The organism is Caulobacter rhizosphaerae (assembly GCF_010977555.1).
Lineage (GTDB): Bacteria > Pseudomonadota > Alphaproteobacteria > Caulobacterales > Caulobacteraceae > Caulobacter > Caulobacter rhizosphaerae.
In genome coordinates, this window is the sequence record NZ_CP048815.1 from 4,943,370 (window position 1) to 4,960,878 (window position 17,509).

13 protein-coding genes and 1 tRNA gene are annotated in these 17,509 nt (G+C 68.0%); 7 read left to right on the top strand and 7 right to left on the bottom strand.

What is annotated here, in order from left to right; all coding sequences use genetic code 11:
• The first annotated feature begins 19 nt into the window (after nucleotides 1-19).
• From G3M57_RS22515 to G3M57_RS22535, 5 genes are all read left to right on the top strand, one after another.
• A complete protein-coding gene (locus G3M57_RS22515; protein ID WP_163233141.1) occupies nucleotides 20-616 on the top strand; it encodes a Uma2 family endonuclease in 597 nt (198 codons plus the stop codon).
• A gap of 41 nt (nucleotides 617-657) precedes the next feature.
• Nucleotides 658-1,458, top strand: coding sequence for a carboxylating nicotinate-nucleotide diphosphorylase (gene nadC, locus G3M57_RS22520; protein ID WP_163233836.1), 801 nt, complete (start codon nucleotides 658-660; stop codon nucleotides 1,456-1,458).
• A gap of 228 nt (nucleotides 1,459-1,686) precedes the next feature.
• The gene (locus tag G3M57_RS22525) at nucleotides 1,687-3,573 is read left to right on the top strand and encodes a glycoside hydrolase (protein ID WP_163233142.1); all 1,887 of its coding nucleotides are present in this window, start codon (nucleotides 1,687-1,689) and stop codon (nucleotides 3,571-3,573) included.
• A 159-nt stretch (nucleotides 3,574-3,732) separates the two neighbouring features.
• Nucleotides 3,733-4,791, top strand: a complete 1,059-nt coding sequence (locus G3M57_RS22530; RefSeq protein WP_056762451.1) for an ATP-binding protein — start codon at nucleotides 3,733-3,735, stop codon at nucleotides 4,789-4,791.
• Nucleotides 4,792-4,795: 4 nt separating this feature from the next.
• Nucleotides 4,796-6,670: a vWA domain-containing protein gene (locus tag G3M57_RS22535; RefSeq protein WP_163233143.1), complete on the top strand. Its 1,875-nt coding sequence runs from the start codon at nucleotides 4,796-4,798 to the stop codon at nucleotides 6,668-6,670.
• Between the two features lie 52 nt (nucleotides 6,671-6,722).
• Here G3M57_RS22535 and G3M57_RS22540 read toward each other — a convergent pair whose 3' ends face one another.
• On the bottom strand, nucleotides 6,723-7,715 hold the full coding sequence (locus tag G3M57_RS22540) for a hypothetical protein (protein ID WP_208789637.1): 993 nt from the start codon (nucleotides 7,713-7,715) through the stop codon (nucleotides 6,723-6,725).
• A 98-nt stretch (nucleotides 7,716-7,813) separates the two neighbouring features.
• On the opposite strand from G3M57_RS22540, the gene pdxR reads away from it, so the two are divergent.
• Complete coding sequence (gene pdxR / locus G3M57_RS22545; RefSeq protein WP_163233144.1) at nucleotides 7,814-9,220, top strand: MocR-like pyridoxine biosynthesis transcription factor PdxR; 1,407 nt, start codon at nucleotides 7,814-7,816, stop codon at nucleotides 9,218-9,220.
• A gap of 207 nt (nucleotides 9,221-9,427) precedes the next feature.
• On the opposite strand, the gene G3M57_RS22550 is transcribed toward pdxR, so the two are convergent.
• The 5 genes from G3M57_RS22550 to G3M57_RS22570 all read right to left on the bottom strand — a co-directional run bounded on the left by G3M57_RS22550 (nucleotide 9,428) and on the right by G3M57_RS22570 (nucleotide 13,993).
• A complete protein-coding gene (locus tag G3M57_RS22550) occupies nucleotides 9,428-10,660 on the bottom strand; it encodes a calcium-binding protein (protein WP_163233145.1) in 1,233 nt (410 codons plus the stop codon).
• Nucleotides 10,644-11,930, bottom strand: a complete 1,287-nt coding sequence (locus G3M57_RS22555) for a type II toxin-antitoxin system HipA family toxin (protein WP_163233146.1) — start codon at nucleotides 11,928-11,930, stop codon at nucleotides 10,644-10,646. Before G3M57_RS22555 ends, G3M57_RS22550 begins: the two co-directional genes overlap by 17 nt.
• Nucleotides 11,927-12,226, bottom strand: a complete 300-nt coding sequence (locus G3M57_RS22560; protein WP_230983842.1) for a helix-turn-helix domain-containing protein — start codon at nucleotides 12,224-12,226, stop codon at nucleotides 11,927-11,929. The genes G3M57_RS22555 and G3M57_RS22560 overlap by 4 nt, the downstream gene beginning before the upstream one ends.
• Nucleotides 12,227-12,348: 122 nt before the next feature.
• Nucleotides 12,349-13,953, bottom strand: a complete 1,605-nt coding sequence (locus tag G3M57_RS22565; RefSeq protein WP_341873468.1) for a DUF6538 domain-containing protein — start codon at nucleotides 13,951-13,953, stop codon at nucleotides 12,349-12,351.
• Nucleotides 13,917-13,993: transfer RNA gene (locus G3M57_RS22570), tRNA-Arg, on the bottom strand. The genes G3M57_RS22565 and G3M57_RS22570 overlap by 37 nt, the downstream gene beginning before the upstream one ends.
• 213 nt (nucleotides 13,994-14,206) lie before the next feature.
• Between G3M57_RS22570 and ggt the strand changes: the two genes are divergently transcribed.
• A complete protein-coding gene (gene ggt, locus G3M57_RS22575; protein ID WP_163233149.1) occupies nucleotides 14,207-15,934 on the top strand; it encodes a gamma-glutamyltransferase in 1,728 nt (575 codons plus the stop codon).
• Between the two features lie 54 nt (nucleotides 15,935-15,988).
• Here the strand turns inward: ggt and G3M57_RS22580 are convergent, their stop codons facing one another.
• Nucleotides 15,989-17,503 (bottom strand): sensor histidine kinase, encoded by a 1,515-nt coding sequence (locus tag G3M57_RS22580; RefSeq protein ID WP_163233150.1) that lies wholly within the window; start codon nucleotides 17,501-17,503, stop codon nucleotides 15,989-15,991.
• Nucleotides 17,504-17,509: the final 6 nt, after the last annotated feature.

Below are 17,509 nucleotides of genomic sequence, written 5' to 3' on the forward strand. Positions count from 1 at the left end.
CGGGAACGGAGGCTCGGTTATGACGGTGGCGAACGCGGGTTTCGAGGAGCGTGGCGACAGCGAGTTCCTGTTCGACTTCGACCAGTTCGAGCGGATGGATCAGGCCGGCGTCTTCGACGGCGTTCAAGGTCACGTCGAGCTGATCGAGGGGAAAATCATTCAGATGGCGCCGGCTTCGACCGATCATGGCGAGATTTCAGGGGACATCTTCTATGCCCTCAAATCCGCCTCGATCGCGGCTGGCGTCGAGAAACTTCATCGCTTCATCGTCCATGCCACGCTGAAGATCGGGAAGCGCAGCGCACCCGAACCGGACGTGCTGGTCCTGAAGGCCGATGAAGGCGGGAAGTACGCCCAGGCCGAACAAGCCGTGCTCGTGGTGGAGGTCTCGATCTCGACGCGCGAGAACGACCTGACCGTGAAGAGCCGCCTCTACGCCAGGGGCGGCGTTCCAGAGTACTGGGTGGTCGAACCGGAAACCCGCAAGCTGACCATCTTCCGCGAACCGCGGCCCGACGGAACCTGGACCTCGACCACCGTCCTCGAAGGCGAAGGCTCGGCCGTCTCCCCCCTGTTCGCCCCGCAGATCAGCATTCCGCTGACGGAGTTGTTTTGATCATCCCCCTCCCCGACCTCCTCGTCCGCCCGATCATCGACATGGCCCTGGCCGAGGACCTGGGCCGGGCCGGCGACATCACCGCCCAGGCCTGCATCGATCCGGACGCCCGCCTGTCGGTGGTCTGGGCCGCGCGGCAGGACGGCCGGATCGCGGGCCTGTCCTGCGCCCGCCTGGCCCTGGCCGCCCTAGACCCGGCGGCGTCCTTCGAGGTCGTCACGCCCGACGGCGCCGACGCCGCCCCGGGCGCGATCCTGGCCCGGGCCGAGGGAAACGCCCGCGCCGTGCTGGCCGCCGAGCGCACGGGCCTGAACCTGCTGGGCAAGCTGTCGGGGATCGCCACCCTGACCCGGGCCTATGTCCGCCTAGTCGAGGGCACGGGCGCCACCATCGTCGACACCCGCAAGACCACCCCCGGCCTGCGGGCCCTGGAGAAGTACGCCGTGCGCTGCGGCGGCGGGATCAACCACCGCTTCGGCCTGGACGACGCCATCCTGATCAAGGACAACCACGTCGCCGCCTGCGGCGGGGTCGGCGAGGCCGTCCGCCGGGCCCGCGCCTTCGCCGGCCACCTGGTCAAGGTCGAGGTGGAGGTCGACGGGCTGGACCAGCTGGAGGACGCGCTGAAACACGGGCCGGACGTGGTCATGCTCGACAATTTCAGCCTCGACGACCTGAGAGCCGCCGTCGCCCTGGCCAAGGGCCGGGCGGTGCTGGAGGCCTCGGGCGGGGTCAACCTGACCACCGTCCGCGCCATCGCCGAGACGGGGGTGGACGTGATCAGCGTCGGCGCCCTGACCCACTCGGCCCTGACCCTGGACATCGGCCTGGACGCGGTCTGAGCGGGCGCCCGGCCGCCAAGGGCGCCAAGGGCCGCCCGGCATGAATTGGGTTCGTAGCTCGACCTAGAATTGGTAGGTTGCGGCGCTCGCCGTTCAGTGGCTCGATCCAGCGTCGCCATCGAACAGCCCCCCTCTTGATCATGACCAGTTTCAACGCGCCGGGCCGGCGTTGGTCGGCTTGAGACGTTGGCGCGACCTCTCGACGCCGCCGGACTCCTGGAAGCTGACATGATCCGCCTGTCCCCTCTGGTCGCCACGCTTGTCGGACTGATCGCTTCGACGGCGATGGCCGAGCCGATCATCCTGCGGGCGGGCCCCGTCGCCTATACCGTCGATCCCGGCACGCTGGAGATCAGGGCGCGGCCGGACGGCGCGGCGACGGCGCTCCTCATGCCGCCGCTGCACCCGCCCGAGGCGGCCACGATCGCGCCGGAGGGCGAGGGCTGGCGCTGGACGGATGCGGAGGGCCGCTCGTTCGCCCTGTCCATCGAAGGCCAGGCCCTGCGCTTGCGGATCTCCGGCGTGAAGGGCTCCAGCTTGGCTTGGCCCATGCCGCCGGCGACCGGCGGGACCTGGCTGATCCCCGACGGGGAAGGCATGGCCTACCGGGCCGACGACCCGTTCTGGCGCGCCGCCTACGCCCAGGAAAAGTGCCTCGGCGGGACAAGCCTGTTGTCCTTCCCCGCCTGGAGCCATCTGGATGGCGCCCAGGCGGCGACCTACGCCCTGCAGGACGGCCTGCTGTCGAAGCTGTGCCTGCGTGACCAGGACGGTCTGCAGGCGCGCCTCAGGCACGAGTTCGGCGACGGGGCCCAGACGCTGGACCTGCTGCTGGCGCTGCGGCCGCCCGAGCCGTTGGCGCCGGCGCTGTTCTACCGCGAGGTTCTGAAGGCGCGCGGTCAGTTGAAGACCTTCGCGGACAAGGCGACGCCGGACTTGCCCCGGCTGTTCGCCGCACCGCACGCCTATGTCTTCGACGACGGGCGCGAGCTCGACTTCCTGGATGACCTGAAGGCGCTGGGGATCGACCGCATGGTGTTGAGCTACGATCAGGATCCGCGCAGCCACGAGCACATCGTCGGTCCGGCCTACCTGGCCAAGGCGAGGGCGCTGGGTTTCCTGGCCGGTCCCTACGAGGCCTTCGACAACGCCCAACCGGCCGCGACGGCGGACATGCCCTCGGCGATCTGGAGCGAAGATCTCTACCCGTCGGGCTGTGTCGTGGACGCGGCGGGCAAGGTCGTGGCCGGCTTCGCCAATCGGGGTTGCGCGATGTCCAGCGAGGCCATCGTGCGGCGCTCCGGGCCGTTCTTTCCGGCCCTGCGTTACGCCGGCCACATCAGGGACGGCGCCAGCCAGGTGTTCGTCGACGTCGACGCCTTCGGAAACTTCCAGGAGGACCACAGTCCGGACCATCCGATGTCGATGGCCCGGGACCGCGACAATCGAAAGGCCCGTCTGGCGCTTGCCATCGACTCCTTCAAGCTGGTGCTTGGCTCGGAGAACGTCACGGCCTGGAGCAGCGGCGTCGCCCACTATTCGCACGGGACCGCCCAGGCTCACGCCTCGGCCGTATGGCCGCTGCTGGGCGACCAGAAGCGGTTCGGCGGCTTCTGGCCGCCCGACCGTCCCGGCGTCTTCTTCAAACCGTTCCAGCCGACTCCCGACGAGGCCCGCGCCCTCTTCGGCGCCGCCGATCGTCTGCCGTTGTTCGAGGCGGTGTTTCACGACTCCGTGGTCGCCTTGGACCGATGGGAGTTTGGTCTGATGAAGGTCCCTAGCCAGGCGAATGGACGGTTCGCGCGGTCGCTGCTTTACGGGACACCGACGATGTGGAGCTTGGACCGGAACGAGCTGGCGCGGGTGTGGACGTGGCTCAAGGCGGCGCAGGACGACTTTCGACTGGTCCACGGCGCGGGGCCGCCCGTCGCGCTTACCGGCTTCCGCTGGCTGACGTCCGACCGGCTGGTGCAGCAGGTCACCTATGCCGACGGTCGCACCCTGATCGCCAACTTCGGCGAGACCACCTGGCAAGGCCTGGGAACCGATTGCGTGCGCGTGAACAAGCCAGGCCGACGGGCGGTCGATCTTTGCCCGCCGACCAATCGCCCCTAGCGGGTCGCGCCAACAGGCCGAGGCGGTCTGCATTTCGGGCCTTCTCCCAAGGCGCACGGGCGAAACTGCAGGTGGCGCCTCACACTCGTCACGGGTTAAGCTTGGCTTGCGGCGGGACGAGAGTGGCGGCGCGTAACCTCAATACGACGTTCGAGCGCCATGGAATCCGCCCAGGTCCTGACCCCCGCCACCCTGACGCCGTTCCTGCTGAACGTCGCGCCGGTTCTGCCGATCTTCATCTGGGGCCCGCCCGGTATTGGCAAGTCGGCCCTGGTGCGCGAGTTCGCGGACGCCGTCGGCCTGCCGTGCGTCTCCTTGCTGGGCTCCCAGCTGGCGCCGGAAGACATCATCGGCGTGCCGCAGATCGTCGACGGCAAGTCGCGGTTCTGCCCGCCGACCCTGATCGCCCGCGACGAGCCCTATTGCCTGTTCCTGGACGAGCTGAACGCCTGCTCGCAGGAGGTCCAGAAGGCCTTCTATTCCCTGGTGCTCGATCGTCGGGTCGGCGAGTTCGAGCTCCCGAAGGGAACGATCGTTATCGGAGCCGGCAATCGCGCCGAGGACGCGGCGATCACGCGGCCGCTGTCGTCGGCCCTGGTCAACCGGCTGGTCCACGTCCAGCTGCGCGCCTCGGCCAAGGACTGGCTCGACTGGGCCAATCGCAGCGGCCTGCACGAGCTGGTGGTCTCCTATGTGACCCAGCGCTCGGACCACCTGTGGTCCAAGCCGCCCAAGCACGAGGAGCCGTTCTCCACGCCCCGGGCCTGGGACATGATGTCCAACGCCCTGAAGGCCTACGGTCCGGCGATCACCCTGGAAGAGATCAACGTTCTGGCCAGCGGCCTGCTGACCCCCGCCCATGCCCGTCAGTTCGTGGCCTTCGCCAAGCTGCGCGACCGCGAGCACGACCTGGCCGCCATCCTCAAGGGCGATCGCGGCTGGCCGGAGCGTCCGGACGAACGCGACATTCTCTATTTCCTGGTCCAGCAGCTCCGCGACCGCCTGATCAAGGAGCTGCCCGACGATGAGACGAAGATGGGACGCGACACCCGGCAACTGGCCAATCGCGCCAAGGAGCTGATCGTCAGCCTGTCGCGGATCTCGACCGAGTTGGCCCAATTGGTCGTCACCGAAGCGGAGAGCGGCGCGACCCTGCCGGCCTGGTACACGATCGACCTCGCCCGCGCCCTCCCGCGCCTGGCCGCCCAGCGCGCCTGACGCCGTGTCCAAGGCGCGCAAGGATCCGCCCAAGGAGAACATCCGCGCGATCGAGGCCGGGGTGAACCTGCTGCGCGCCCATCCCCTGTTCGGGGCGCTTGGACTGGACCGGTGGTGGACGCCGCACCTGAAAGGCGAACCGTTTTCGCCCAAAGGCTATGCGCGGCTGCACAGCCATCCTCACGACCATCGCCAGCGCGAGGGCTTCGCGACCACCGTCGAGGCCAACCCGTGGCAGCGGGCGACACCGGAGGAATGGGCCCACGTGCTGGGCCAGGCGCTGCTGCACATCTATTTATGCCATGCCGATCCGGAGCGGTCGGACGACGCCTGGCCCGTGGCCTGCGAGGTGGTGGCGGAGGAGTTCCTGCGCGCGCTCGATGTGGGCCGACGTCCTGAGGCGCTGCGTCCGGCCGATCTCCCGTCGCTGGGCCGCGATGTCGAGTCCGTAGCCAACGCCCTGCGCGAGGGCGGCGCCTCGCTACTGGCCCTGTATGGCGGCGTCGGCCTGGCCGCCGGCGCGCCCAGCTTCACCTTCACCAGCGGTCTTCCGCCTCTGCCGGCGAAGGTGCGCCGAGAGCGTCAGGAGATCCTGGCCGCCGCCATTCGCGCCAGCGTGGTCAAGGCGATCTCGGCGGCCGGCGACACGGCGCGCGGCGTGTCGACGGCGCAGCGCAATCCCAATTCCATGGCCCAGAGGGCGCGCTCCTGGTTCGTGGCCAGCTACCCGCTGCTGGGGGCGCTGGCCGCCGCCTTCGAGATCGTCGAGGACGCCGCCCTCTGCGAACTGCACGACATCGCCGTCGCCGCCGTCGATAGCGAGCTGCGGCGCGTCTACATCAATCCCAAGTTCGCCTGGACCTATCCGGGCATGCAGTTCGTGATGGCCCATGAGCTTCTGCATGTCGGCCTGCGCCACGAGGCTCGCCGACAAGGGCGCGAGCCCTATCTGTGGAACGTGGCCTGCGACTACGTGATCAATGGCTGGCTGGTCGAGATGGGCGTCGGCGAGTTTCCCACCGACGATCTGCTGTTGGACCCCGAGCTGGGCTTCGAGAAGGAGTCGGCCGAGGCCATCTACGATCGGATCGTCGGCGACCTGCGCCTGACCCGCCGCCTGAACAAGGCCCGCACCCTGCGCGGCCAGGGCAAGGTCGACATCATCAGCGAGCGCCCGCCGGCCTGGTGGAGCGGCCCTGGCACGGACCTCGACGCCTTCTATCGCCGGGCCTTGGCCGATGGCCTGGACCTGCACGTCGCCTCGGGGACCCGCGGCCTGTTGCCCGGCGATCTCGTCGAGGAAATCCGGGCCATCCAGCAGCGGCCAATCCCTTGGGACGTGCAACTGGGCCAGTGGATGGACGCCTTCTTCCCGCCGCTGGAGGCCAAGCGCAGCTTCGCCCGGGCCAGCCGCCGCCAGGCCTCGACGCCCGACATTCCCCGGCCGATCTGGTTGCGCCCGGAAGAGCGCTTGGCCGCCCGGACCTTCGGTGTGGTGCTCGACACGTCCGGTTCGATGCCGCCGCGCCTGCTGGCCCGAGCCCTGGGCGCCATCGCCAGCTACGCCCTGAGCCGCGAAGTACCACGGGTACGGGTTCTTCAGTGCGACGCCGGCGTTCACGACATGGGCTATGTCGAGCCCGAAACGCTCCTTGGTCAGGTGGAGGTGCGTGGCCGGGGCGGCACCGTGCTGCAGCCGGCGATCACGCGCCTGGAGGCCGACGCTCGCTTTCCCAAGGACGCGCCAATCCTGGTGATCACCGACGGAGGCTGCGATGCGCTTTCGATCCGTCGAGAACATGCGTTCCTGATGCCTGAAGGCGCGCGGCTGCCCTTTCATACGCGCGCCCCGCGCTTCGCGTTCGAGCGTGGCGACTAGTCGCCAGATCGCGTCGCTCCCCCGGGGTGAACAACCTTCACAGCTTCGACACCTAGAGCCGCAGCCCGCACAGCCCGGCGGTGATCGCCGCCGAGAGCGCGGCCGCGCCCGCCAGGCCCGCGCCCCACAGGCCGTTCACGAGCTCCCGGCGAACGCCGTGTGCGAGCAGCACCTGGCGCAGGCCGCAGACCAGGTGAGCGACGACGAAGAAGGCGCCCAAGGCGTAGTGCGGTACGAGCCGAATGTTCCAGGCGTCCCGCAACAGGCCGTCGGGCGCGCCCGTGGCCCAGGCCCAGTCGGTTTGGATGTGATGGATCATCCGCGCGGACACGAACGCCGAGTTCATGTGGGTGAGGATGAAGGCCGCCAGATAGGCGCCCGACCCCACCTGGATCGCCCGCGCCAGGTCCAGCGGACGAGCGCTCCACCGCCAGGCCATGGCGAGCCCGCCGAGCACCTGCAACAGAAACAGGATCACCAGCACCGGCTCGACGAAGGGTGACCGATAAACCACGCGGCCCAGCTTCATGAGGCGTGCGTGCGCGTCCGGACCCAGCAGGCCCGTCAGGTGATTGAAGAGGTGGAAGGCCACGAACAGCAGGATCAGGACGGCCGCCACGCCGTGGGCGACCCGCAGGCGAGGCCACGACCGCGGCTCGCGTTCGGTCCCGGCGGACTTGCCGAGCGCCGTCGCCAGACCCAGGCCGATCCACAGGACGGACCAGGGCCAGACATCCTTCACGGGCGAATGCAGCAGGCCGGCCAGGACGCCGGTCAGGACGAACAGGGGCGGCGCGGCCAGTCCGGCGAAGGCAAGGCGGCGGGTCGCGACGCTACGCTGTCCAGCGCGGGACAAGGCCAGCGCCAGGCACGACAGCGGCAGGGCGAAGGCGACGGCCAGCCAGGCGCCCGCGACCAGCGTCAGGCCTTCGGTCGCCGCCGCGCCATGAAACGCTCTCAACGCCCAGGGATAGAGCAACGCCGCCGCGACGGGCGGCCAGGGCGCCAGGCCCCGTCGCCCGTCCGCTGAAACCTCTGTCGACACGCCGCGACCCTCGTTCGCCGCGCACCACGGCGGCGGTCGGACTAGAAAGCCGCAATGGTCCATTGCATAGGGCCAAATCTGGTGAAATTTGGTGGACCATGAACCCAGCGCCTGACCTTGACGCCTTCGCCATCGACCGGACTTCCGAGCTGCCGCTGCACCACCAGCTCTATGAGCGGATCCACGTCGCGATCCGTGACGGCCGTTTGCCGCCAGGGACGCGGCTGCCCTCGACCCGCAGCCTCTCGACCCAGCTAGGCGTCGCGCGCGGCACCGTCGACGCCGTCTACGCCCGCCTGGCTGGCGAGGGGCGCCTGACGGCCCGCCGTCCAGGCGGGACGGTGGTCAGCCCCGGTTTTCGCTCGCCGTCCGGCGCGCCCATGCCCTCGCCCGCGGCGCGGCGGCAGGAGCCGTCCGAGCCTTGGCTGCCCCTGCAGTTGGGCTTGCCGGCGCTGGATCTCTTCCCGCGCAAGACCTGGACCCGCATCCTCGCTCGGCGGGCGCGCCAGCTGCCGGTCGACGAGATGGTCGCGCCCGATCCGATGGGTCTGCCGGCGCTGCGCGAGGCGATCGCCGCCTATCTGGCGGTGTCGCGCGGGGTCACCTGCGACCCCCACCAGATCGTCATCACCCACGGCTATCAGGACGCCCTGAACTTGACCGCCGATCTTGTGCTGACCGGGGGCGACGAGGTCTTGATCGAGGATCCGGGCTACGGTTTCGTCCAGCGGGCGCTGCGCGCGAGGACCATGACCGTCGTCGCGGCGCCGGTCGACGAGGCGGGATTGCGCGTCGATTGGGCGCGCGCGCACGCGCCCCGCGCCAAGCTGGCGATCGTCACGCCGGCGCACCAGTTCCCGCTCGGCGTCACCCTCTCGCCAGCCCGACGCCGCGCCCTGCTGGCCTGGGCCACCGAAGGCGAGCGCTGGATCCTGGAAGACGATTACGACAGCGAGTTCCATTACAGCGGCCACAAGCCCGCGGCCCTGAAAGCCATGGATGTGGACCAGCGGGTCTTCTACGCCGGCAGCTTCAGCAAGTCGCTGCTGCCGTCACTGCGGCTGGGCTATCTGGTCCTTCCGCCGCAACTGGCGAACGCCGCCGGGACGGCCCAGCAGCTGCGCCACCGCGGGGTGGCGATGTTCGAGCAGCTGGCCGTGGCCGACCTGATGCGCCAAGGCCACTTCGCCCGGCACCTGCGCCGCATGACGGTGCGCTACAAGGCGCGGCGGAACGCGCTGGTCGCCGCGCTGGAACGCCGGTTCGGCGACAGGATCGTCCTTACCCACAGCGCCGGCGGCCTGCATGTGCTGGGGCGCTTTCCCGGACAGGGCGACGATGTCGCCCTGGCGCGGCGGGCGCGGGCGGTCGACCTCGGGCCGGCGCCGCTGTCGGGTCAGTACCTGACGCCCGGCGAGGATCAGGGCCTGCTGATGAGCTTCACCAACGTCCCCAAAGACCGAGCCGACGAGATCGTTGCGAGGTTGGCGGGCGCGATAGGATGAAACGTGTGGAAGACGCGCCGCCCAAGTGAACGGCGGCCTGTTCCTCGCGCTCCTCCTTCGACGAGAAGGATCCGCCACCGCAGCCGCCTCAGTGGCTCGGAGTCTGGGACGGTCGTGCGCCGCTCGCGGCCATTGGAGCGCCCTTCAGAAACCGGACATTCAAGCGCTTGGCGATGACGACCGGCGACTGAAGGGCTTGGCCAAGGCCTAGAAGAGGAAGTTGTGGTAGGCGATCGCGTCGAGCCCGACGCCGGACAGCTGGACGACGTCATCGAGATGCCCGCCGGCTCCGTCCACCGTTCCGGCGAACACGAAAACGTCCGCGCCCACCTTTACGGCGGCGTAGACATTGGTCGGGTCGCCAGGGACGAGACGCGCCATCGCGAAGGCAAGAGCGTCCGCGTAGCTGTCCGCCGTCGAGGTCTGGAAAGACCAGGCCCCTTCTCCCGCCGCCCTCAGGGCGTTGTTGAAGACCAACTGATCGTCGAGCCCGAACCCGGTGATGATGTCCACGCCTCCGCCCTGGGCGTCGGTCGCCACAGAGTCGCCGACGTCGAAGACGAAATAGTCCTTTTGCGCACCGCCGCTCAGCGTGTCCTGCCCCTGCCCGCCGACCAGGGTGTCCTGGCCTTCGCCGCCGACCAGGACGTCGTCGCCATCGCCGCCACGGAGCACGTCTCCGCCTTGGGCGCTCGCCGTCAGGAGATCGTCACCGGCGCCGCCATCCAACAGGTCTCCGCCGCCTATGGCGGTGAGCGTGTCGTTTCCGCCGTTGCCGAAAAGTCCGTTCTCCGCCGCGTTGCCGATGAAGGCGTCGTCGTAATTGGAGCCCCAGATACCCTCCACGGAGATCAGCTTGTCCGAGCCGTGTCGCGCCGGATCGTAGGGGTATTGCACCGGGATGCGCAGGTCGACGAAAGCGCCCGCCGCGACGCCGTCGTCATAGCTGATGGTGTCGTACCCCTGGCCGCCGTCGATGAAATCGACACCGGCGCCGCCCTCGAAATGGTCGTCGCCGGCGCCGCCGATCAGCGTGTCGTCGCCTTGCGCCCCATGCAGATAGTTGGCGCCCGCATCCCCGATCAGAACGTCGTTGTGCACGGAGCCATAGAGGTTTTCGACGCCGTTGAGCACATCCACGCCACCGCCGCCGGTGGTCTGGGGCGTCGCCAGGTTCAGGTCCACCCTGACGCTGGCGGTCGCATCCTCGTAGGAGGCCCAGTCGTTCCCGCTCCCGCCATCGATCGTGTCGTCGCCGGACCCGCCCAGCAGGTAGTCGTCCCCTCCGCCGCCGCGCAAGATATCGTTGCCGGCGCCGCCCGCCAGGACGTCATCGCCTGAACCGCCCTGGAGCGTATCGGCCCCGCCATAGCCATAGAGCACATCGTTTCCCGCGCCGCCGATCAAGACATCGGCGCGATCTCTAAGGGGCTTTCGCAAGTTCTCTCTGCACCCACGCGGCGCGGTCAGTGAAGCAGGTTACGAGTTTGTCGTTGATAGGATGCGGGGCGCCATCGGCAGCGATCTGGTCGCGCACGGCTAACGCCTGATCTGGAAGCTTGGCGGCCACGTCCGCGATGCGGTCGCGCACCATCTCAAAGTCGAGCCTGTTCTCCTCCGCGAAGCGGCTCCAATGTTTCAGACTAATGCCCTGTAGGCGGTATTCGCCTCCAAGCTTCATTGCCAGCTTGATGTCCTGAAACTGCACTTGCGGGCTGTAGGGCAGAATGCTCGCCACATCGTAGATCGGCGCGAGACGATGGGTTCCGGCCGCGCCAAGCAGCACGGAGAAATTTTTGGCATGGGCGTCCGAACCACCGACGATCCAATTGAAGATCGAGGCCATGACGAGGGCGTCGATGTCCTCCTGCGGATTGGCGGAAACTTCCCGTAGCAGGCTGATCAAATCCTTCAGCCCCGGCCCACCTTGGTTCTGGTATTTCTTGTCTGGCATGACGCCGAGGGCTTGGCAGAAGTCTTCTTGGTGGATGCGGCGAACGGCGCCGTCGCGGCCCTCAAACCGGTCATAGCGTTCAACGACGATTGCGATTTCCTCACCGAACCTATGCACACGGGAAGTGGCGACGGGCAGATCGAAACGCCTCAGCACGGAAAGGCAGAAGTGCTCGTTCTCCGCCTGCGCTTCGATGTCGGCCGAAGGTGGCTTGAGGATGTGGGTAGTTGGAACTCTGCCGGAGGGGACGCCCCATCGACCACCTTGCTGGATCAAGGCGATCTTTGGCTGGGCGCCCGCGAGGCTGAACTGCCCTTGGTCGCCCGACCTTCGCCACGCCCCCTTATTCCCTCGTAGGTCTGCGAGACGCGCGCCTACCTCCTCGTCGCTGATCCATTCGATGCCGTCGCGGTCACCGCTGATCACCGAATCCAGTCGCTCGGGCTGAACGAACTGCACCGCGCCCGCGCAATCCTCCCCCACGGCGCCAATCAAACCGAACGGCTGTCGCGCGCTGACCTGAAACTTGCTCGCCCAGTCACGAATGATCAGTTCGTTGTCGGGCAGCAAACCCCACAGAAAGGCCTCCACCACGGCGCCGGAGTGAGCCTCCGCAGTCAAAGGCATCGACAACGAGACCGGCACGGCGCCGCGCCGGGTTCGCCACACTTCAGCATAGGTCAGCGTCAGCCGCCCGCGCTCGTAGTCGAGCTTTCCCGCTTCGACACCGTTCATCAGGATCGCAAGATGGGTCATTGCGGCCCCTCTGCACGGTGACGGCTTAGGATCGCACTGGGATCAGGCACATCGAGCGGGTCATCATCACTGAAGCTCGCGCCTTGGTCGTGGCCGTCGAGCATGAGCCGCATCCCGAGGACGTTCAGCAACCTCAGCACAAGACCCATGGCCACACCGGGCTTGCCGCCTTCCAATTGAATCAACCACTGGCGGCTTACCCCCGCGCGGGTGGCCAGTTCCGCCTGCCCCAAGCCAAGCTGCTTGCGTCGCTCTTTGATCGCGGCGCCGATGTCGCGAGGCGTGGTGATGAGCACAGCTTGATGTCCACGATAGGTTACATTGTCAGATGTCATCTATCGTGGACATTGAAAAATGTCAACAATTGCATACATCTCGCAATGTCATCTATCGACGACATCGGAGCGATACCATCGACTCACTCATCCAAGTGCGAAAGATCGAGGTCAGGATAGCGAACCCGACTGATCGCTTCGAACAGGGTCGCAGTCGCATAGCCGCTGCCATAGGCATCTGACGCCGAAGCTGACGATCCTGAGCCACCGGGAGCCGACCAGCCTCCGAGCGCAAGAGCGATGTCGCGTTCCACCCGCGCCTCACGAAGTGCGTCTCGGAAGGTGTGACGGAAACTGTGAAAACAGGTCTTGTTGGATCGAACTCCGGCCTTTCCGCTGAACCGGGTGAACCAAGCCGAGAAGGTGGTCGAACGATATCCCGTCGCTCCGAGCCCGACCTCGCCAAACAATTTGATCTCGCGAGCACGTAGGCGCGCCGCAACGAATTCCATGAACCCGAGCCCGAGAAGCTGCGGATGCACGGGGACCAATCTCGCGCTGGAAGCCGTCTTTAGCCGCTTGTCAGTTTCGTCGGCCTGTGACGCCTCGGTGATCGCAAAACAAGCGACGCCATCCACCGGCCTGACATCCGCAACATCAAGTTGGCAGGCCTCATTCAAGCGAAGACCACAGAATAGAGCGATAAGCGGAATCCAGAAGCGGGCGTTGCGCGGACGGTCGTCGCCGGGCACAGCGTAGCCATGCCCGTCATCGCGGCAGCCCGTGTAAAGCGGCGCGTTGAAAATGGCTCGAAGCTGGACCTTTGAGAACGGGAGCCGCTTGTCACGCCTCAACGTCGCATCCGGCATTCTCAGCCCTTGAGCCGGGTTCCGGTCCATCAACTCCTCTTTGACGGCCCAGTTGAAGACCCCGCCCATCTTGTTGAGGTAACTGTTGATGTTGCTGGCACTTACCAGATCGCCGCGCCCAGCCTCTTTGGACCTTGCGGCGATCTCGGCTGCGTCGAGGCCCGGATAGAGCTTTCCAGCGTGACGAGGCAGCCATCGTAACGTTTCGATCAAATCCCGGCAGCGAGCGCGGGTGATGGACCGGACAGGCGTGGCCTCCCCCAGAACCGCCACCACCATCCTTCGAGTGGTCTCGTAGGCCAGCCGCGTCCGAGGCGACCAATCTCGCGTCGGGTCGCCCATGTAAGCATCGTAGACTTGGCCGAGCGTTGGACCGCCACCCTCAACTATAGCGGTCGAAGGAGCATCGCTGGTTTTGGCTGTCAGAGTTTGCTCATCACGATCCGAGCCACGCAGGATCGTCTGATCGACCTTCAGCCCAATCGCCGAACGCGCTGCTTCGAAGTCGCGCTCGATCTGGGCGGCAATTTGGTGGGAGCGACGCAGGGCCACCGTGGGGCTGTCCGTCCCCAACGATCTCCAGACTTCCCGCTTCCCGACAATGGCCTGCAAGGCCTCTGGGACACGCCGACGATAGTAGAGACGACCGGCTCTTCGGACGAAATGCGTTCGAACTTTGTGTAGACGGTTTGTGTAGCAGTCGCGCGCGGAATTTCCTGAGCGTTCAGAGACACTTAGGGCCTGATTATGGTCGCGATTGTGTAGACTGATTGTGTAGCAATCGTCGAAAGACGGTCCCCCAGACGGTGAAACCGCAATGTTTTCAACGATGTCGGGGAAGTTGGCGCGCCCGGAACGATTCGAACGTCCGACCCTCAGATTCGTAGTCTGATGCTCTATCCAGCTGAGCTACGGGCGCGCATTGCCTTTCGGCGAGGCGGGGGAGATAGCCCGGACGATCCGGGGACGCAAGCGCCTTTTGATGCAGAACGCGCGAAGTTTGTGGAGAAGGGCTTGCGGGCCTTGACCCGCAAGGTCCCGCTCCCTTCTTGAGAGGAACGACCTTGGCCGCGCGGGGATCGCAACGGCGCGCTCCTCGTTTCCGTGACCGGGGTCTTCGAGAAAGTTCGCCATGCGCCTGATCGCCACCCTGCTCGCCTCCCTGCTCGCCGGCTGCGCGGCCCTTTCGGCCGAGGCGACGCCACCGGCCCCAGCCCCGGCGGCGGCCCCGGCGTTCGCCTACAAGCCGAGCGGCATGGTGGCGGCGGCCAATCCGCTGGCGGTCGAGGCCGGCCTGCGGGTCCTACGCGACGGCGGCACGGCGGTGGACGCGGCGGTGGCGGTGCAGGCGGTGCTGGGCCTGGTCGAACCGCAGAGCTCGGGCCTGGGCGGCGGGTCGTTCATGGTGTTCTACGACGCCAGGACCGGCAAGGTGACCGCCTATGACGGCCGCGAGACGGCGCCCCAGGCGGCGACGCCGCAGCTGTTCATGGGGCCGGACGGCAAGCCGCTAAACTTCGTGACCGCGGTCCTTTCAGGTCGTTCAACGGGCGTGCCGGGGGCTGTAGGCATGCTGGCCCAGGCCCAGAAGGCGCATGGCAAGGCCGCCTGGAACACGCTGTTCAAGGACGCCGAGCGCCTGGCCGACGACGGCTTCACGGTCAGCCCGCGCCTGGCCGGCATGATCAACAGCCCGCGCGTGCCGCAGAACGTGGCGCCGGACGTGATCGCCTATTTCACCAAGCCGGACGGCCAGCGCTACCAGGCCGGCGACACCCTGAAGAACCCGGCCTACGCCGCCACCCTGCGCGACCTGGCCAGCAAGGGTCCCAGCGCCCTCTACGAGGGTCCGCTGGCCCAGAAGATCGTCGACCGGCTGCACCAGGGGGACCTGGCCTCCAGCATGACCCTGGCCGACCTGAAGGCCTACAGGCCGCGCTCGGCCGACGCCCTGTGCCGGCCGTGGAAGGTCTACACCGTCTGCGTGCCCAATCCGTCGTCGAGCGGCGTCTCGGTGCTCCAGGCGCTGATGATGCTGGAGCACACCGACATCGCCAAGCGCGGGCCGACCGATCCGGTAGCCTGGACCCAACTCGCGGAGGCCGAGCGCGTCATGTACGCCGACCGTGACCGCTATGTCGGCGACCCCTCGTTCGTGAAGGTTCCGATCGAAGGGCTGCTGGATCCGGCCTATGTCGCGCAACGGGCCAAGCTGATCGGCGAGGCCGCCGGCCCGGCCCCGAGCTTCGGCCTGCCGAAGGGCGCGCCTGCGGTCGGCCCGGACAAGACCCAGGAGCCGGCCGGGACGACCCACATGGTCATCGTCGATCCGATGGGCAATGTGGTGTCGATGACCACCACGGTCGAGAGCGTGTTCGGCTCGGGCCGGATGGTCGGGGGGTTCTTCCTCAACAACCAGCTGACCGACTTCAACTTCGACCCGCACGACGGCGACGGCGCGCCGGGCGCCAACGCCGTGGCCGGCGGCAAGCGCCCGCGCTCGTCGATGGTGCCGATCATCGTCCTGGACAAGGACGGCAAGTTCCTGGCCGCCGTGGGCTCGCCGGGCGGCTCGGCGATCCTGTCCTATAACCTGAAGGCCATGGTCGGGGTGTTCGACTGGGGCCTGACCATGCAGCAGGCGATCAGCCTGCCCAACCTGGTGGCGCGCGGCGACAGCTTCTCGGCCGATGTCGAGAAGTTCGGACCGGAGATGACGGCGGCCCTGCAGGCGCGGGGCGTGGCGATCAGGACCGGCCAGAACGAGACCTCGGGCCTGCACGGCGTGATCGTGCGGCCGGGCGGCGTGCTGGAAGGCGGCGCCGATCCCCGGCGAGAGGGCGTGGCCAAGGGATTATAATTTTACATCCGCTCACCCCGGCGAAGGCCGGGATGAGCGGGTTTCCTGAAGCGCTCAGGGCTTGGACCGCGCCTTCGGCTTCACCGGCTCGGGCGGCGTTTCCGGCAGCGGCTCCGGCGTTCCCGCCAAGGTCAGGTCGAACACCGAGCCGCCGGGCCCGGTCTCGACCAGGGCCAGGTCGCCGCCGTGGCCCTGGGCCAGCTCGCGGGCGATGGCCAGGCCCAGGCCCGTGCCGCCGCGCCGCACCGAGCCCACGAACGGCTGGAACAGGTTGTTGCGGGCCTTTTCCGGCACGCCGGGGCCGTCGTCGGACAGCCGCAGGATGCTGAGGCCCTCGGCGCGTCGCAGCTCGACGAACACCCGGCCCTTGCCGCCGCGGTCGGGGGCGCCCTCGATCGCCTCGCGGGCGTTGCGCAGCAGGTTGGTTAGGATGCGGTGCAGCTGGTCCGGGTCGGCCAGCACCTGCTCGCGGCCGTCGATCACGGTCTCCAGGGCCACGCCCGTCGGCTGCAGGCCGGCGTCCTCGGCGGCCATGTCCAGCGCGGCGCGCAGCGGGGCGGCGCGCAGGGCCGGGGCCGGCTCCTTGGACTTGCCGTAGGCCATCACGTCGCTGGCCAGGGTGATGGCGCGGTCCAGGGCGCGTTCGAGGCGCGGCAGGGCCTGGGCCACCTTGGGGTCGCCCAGGGCGGCCAGGCGGTCGGAGGCCATTTGGGCGCTGGTCAGCATGTTGCGCAGGTCGTGGTTGATCTTGGCCACCGCCTCGCCGAGGGCGGCCAGCCGGGCCTTGGCCTGCAGGGCGGTGATCAGGTCGGTCTGCATCATGTCCAGCTCGCGCTCGGCGCGGCCGATCTCGTCGCGGCGGCGCGAGACCACCACCCGGGCGGCGGGGTCCTCGGGATTGGCCCGGAACCGCTCCATGGCCAGGGTCAGGCGCTGCATGGGCCGCACCAGCAGGAAGTTCAGCGCCAGATAGATCAGCCCGCCGGCCAGGGCCGCCACGAAGATTGTCACCGCGGCCAGACGGCCCAGATAGCCGACCAGCAGCGCCTTGAGCTGGGCGTCGGGCAGGACGATCTCGACGAACTCGGCCTCCTGGCGGAACCGCGGCTCGGCCATCACCCGCACCATGCTGCCGGGGGCGCTCTTGAGGGTGAAGAACGGGGCGGCCAGCCAGGAGCCGGGGTTCTGGCGGCGCAGGTCGACCAGGTAGGGCGTCTTGATCTTCAGCCCGCGCGGCTCGGTGGGCAGGACCAGGCGGCGGGCGCCGTCGACCTCCAGCGCCACGATCACCACCCCGGCCTGGTCGAGCAGTTGCTGCGACACCCGATCGGTCACCCGGCGCTCGGGATCCGCGTCGGCGATGGTCGAGGCCAGTTCGGCGGACCGCACGCGGTCCAGCAGCCACTGCTTTTCGAAGTCGGCCAGGGCGGGCGGCAGGATGAAGGCGGCGGCGATGGCCACGAACAGGGCGGTCAGCAGCAGCAGCCGCGCCGACAGGCCGCCGGGCCAGGGAAAGCGACGCCCTGGCTTGGGAGGTTCCGACACTGCGGGCGCGACCGGCTCGGTCATTCGTCT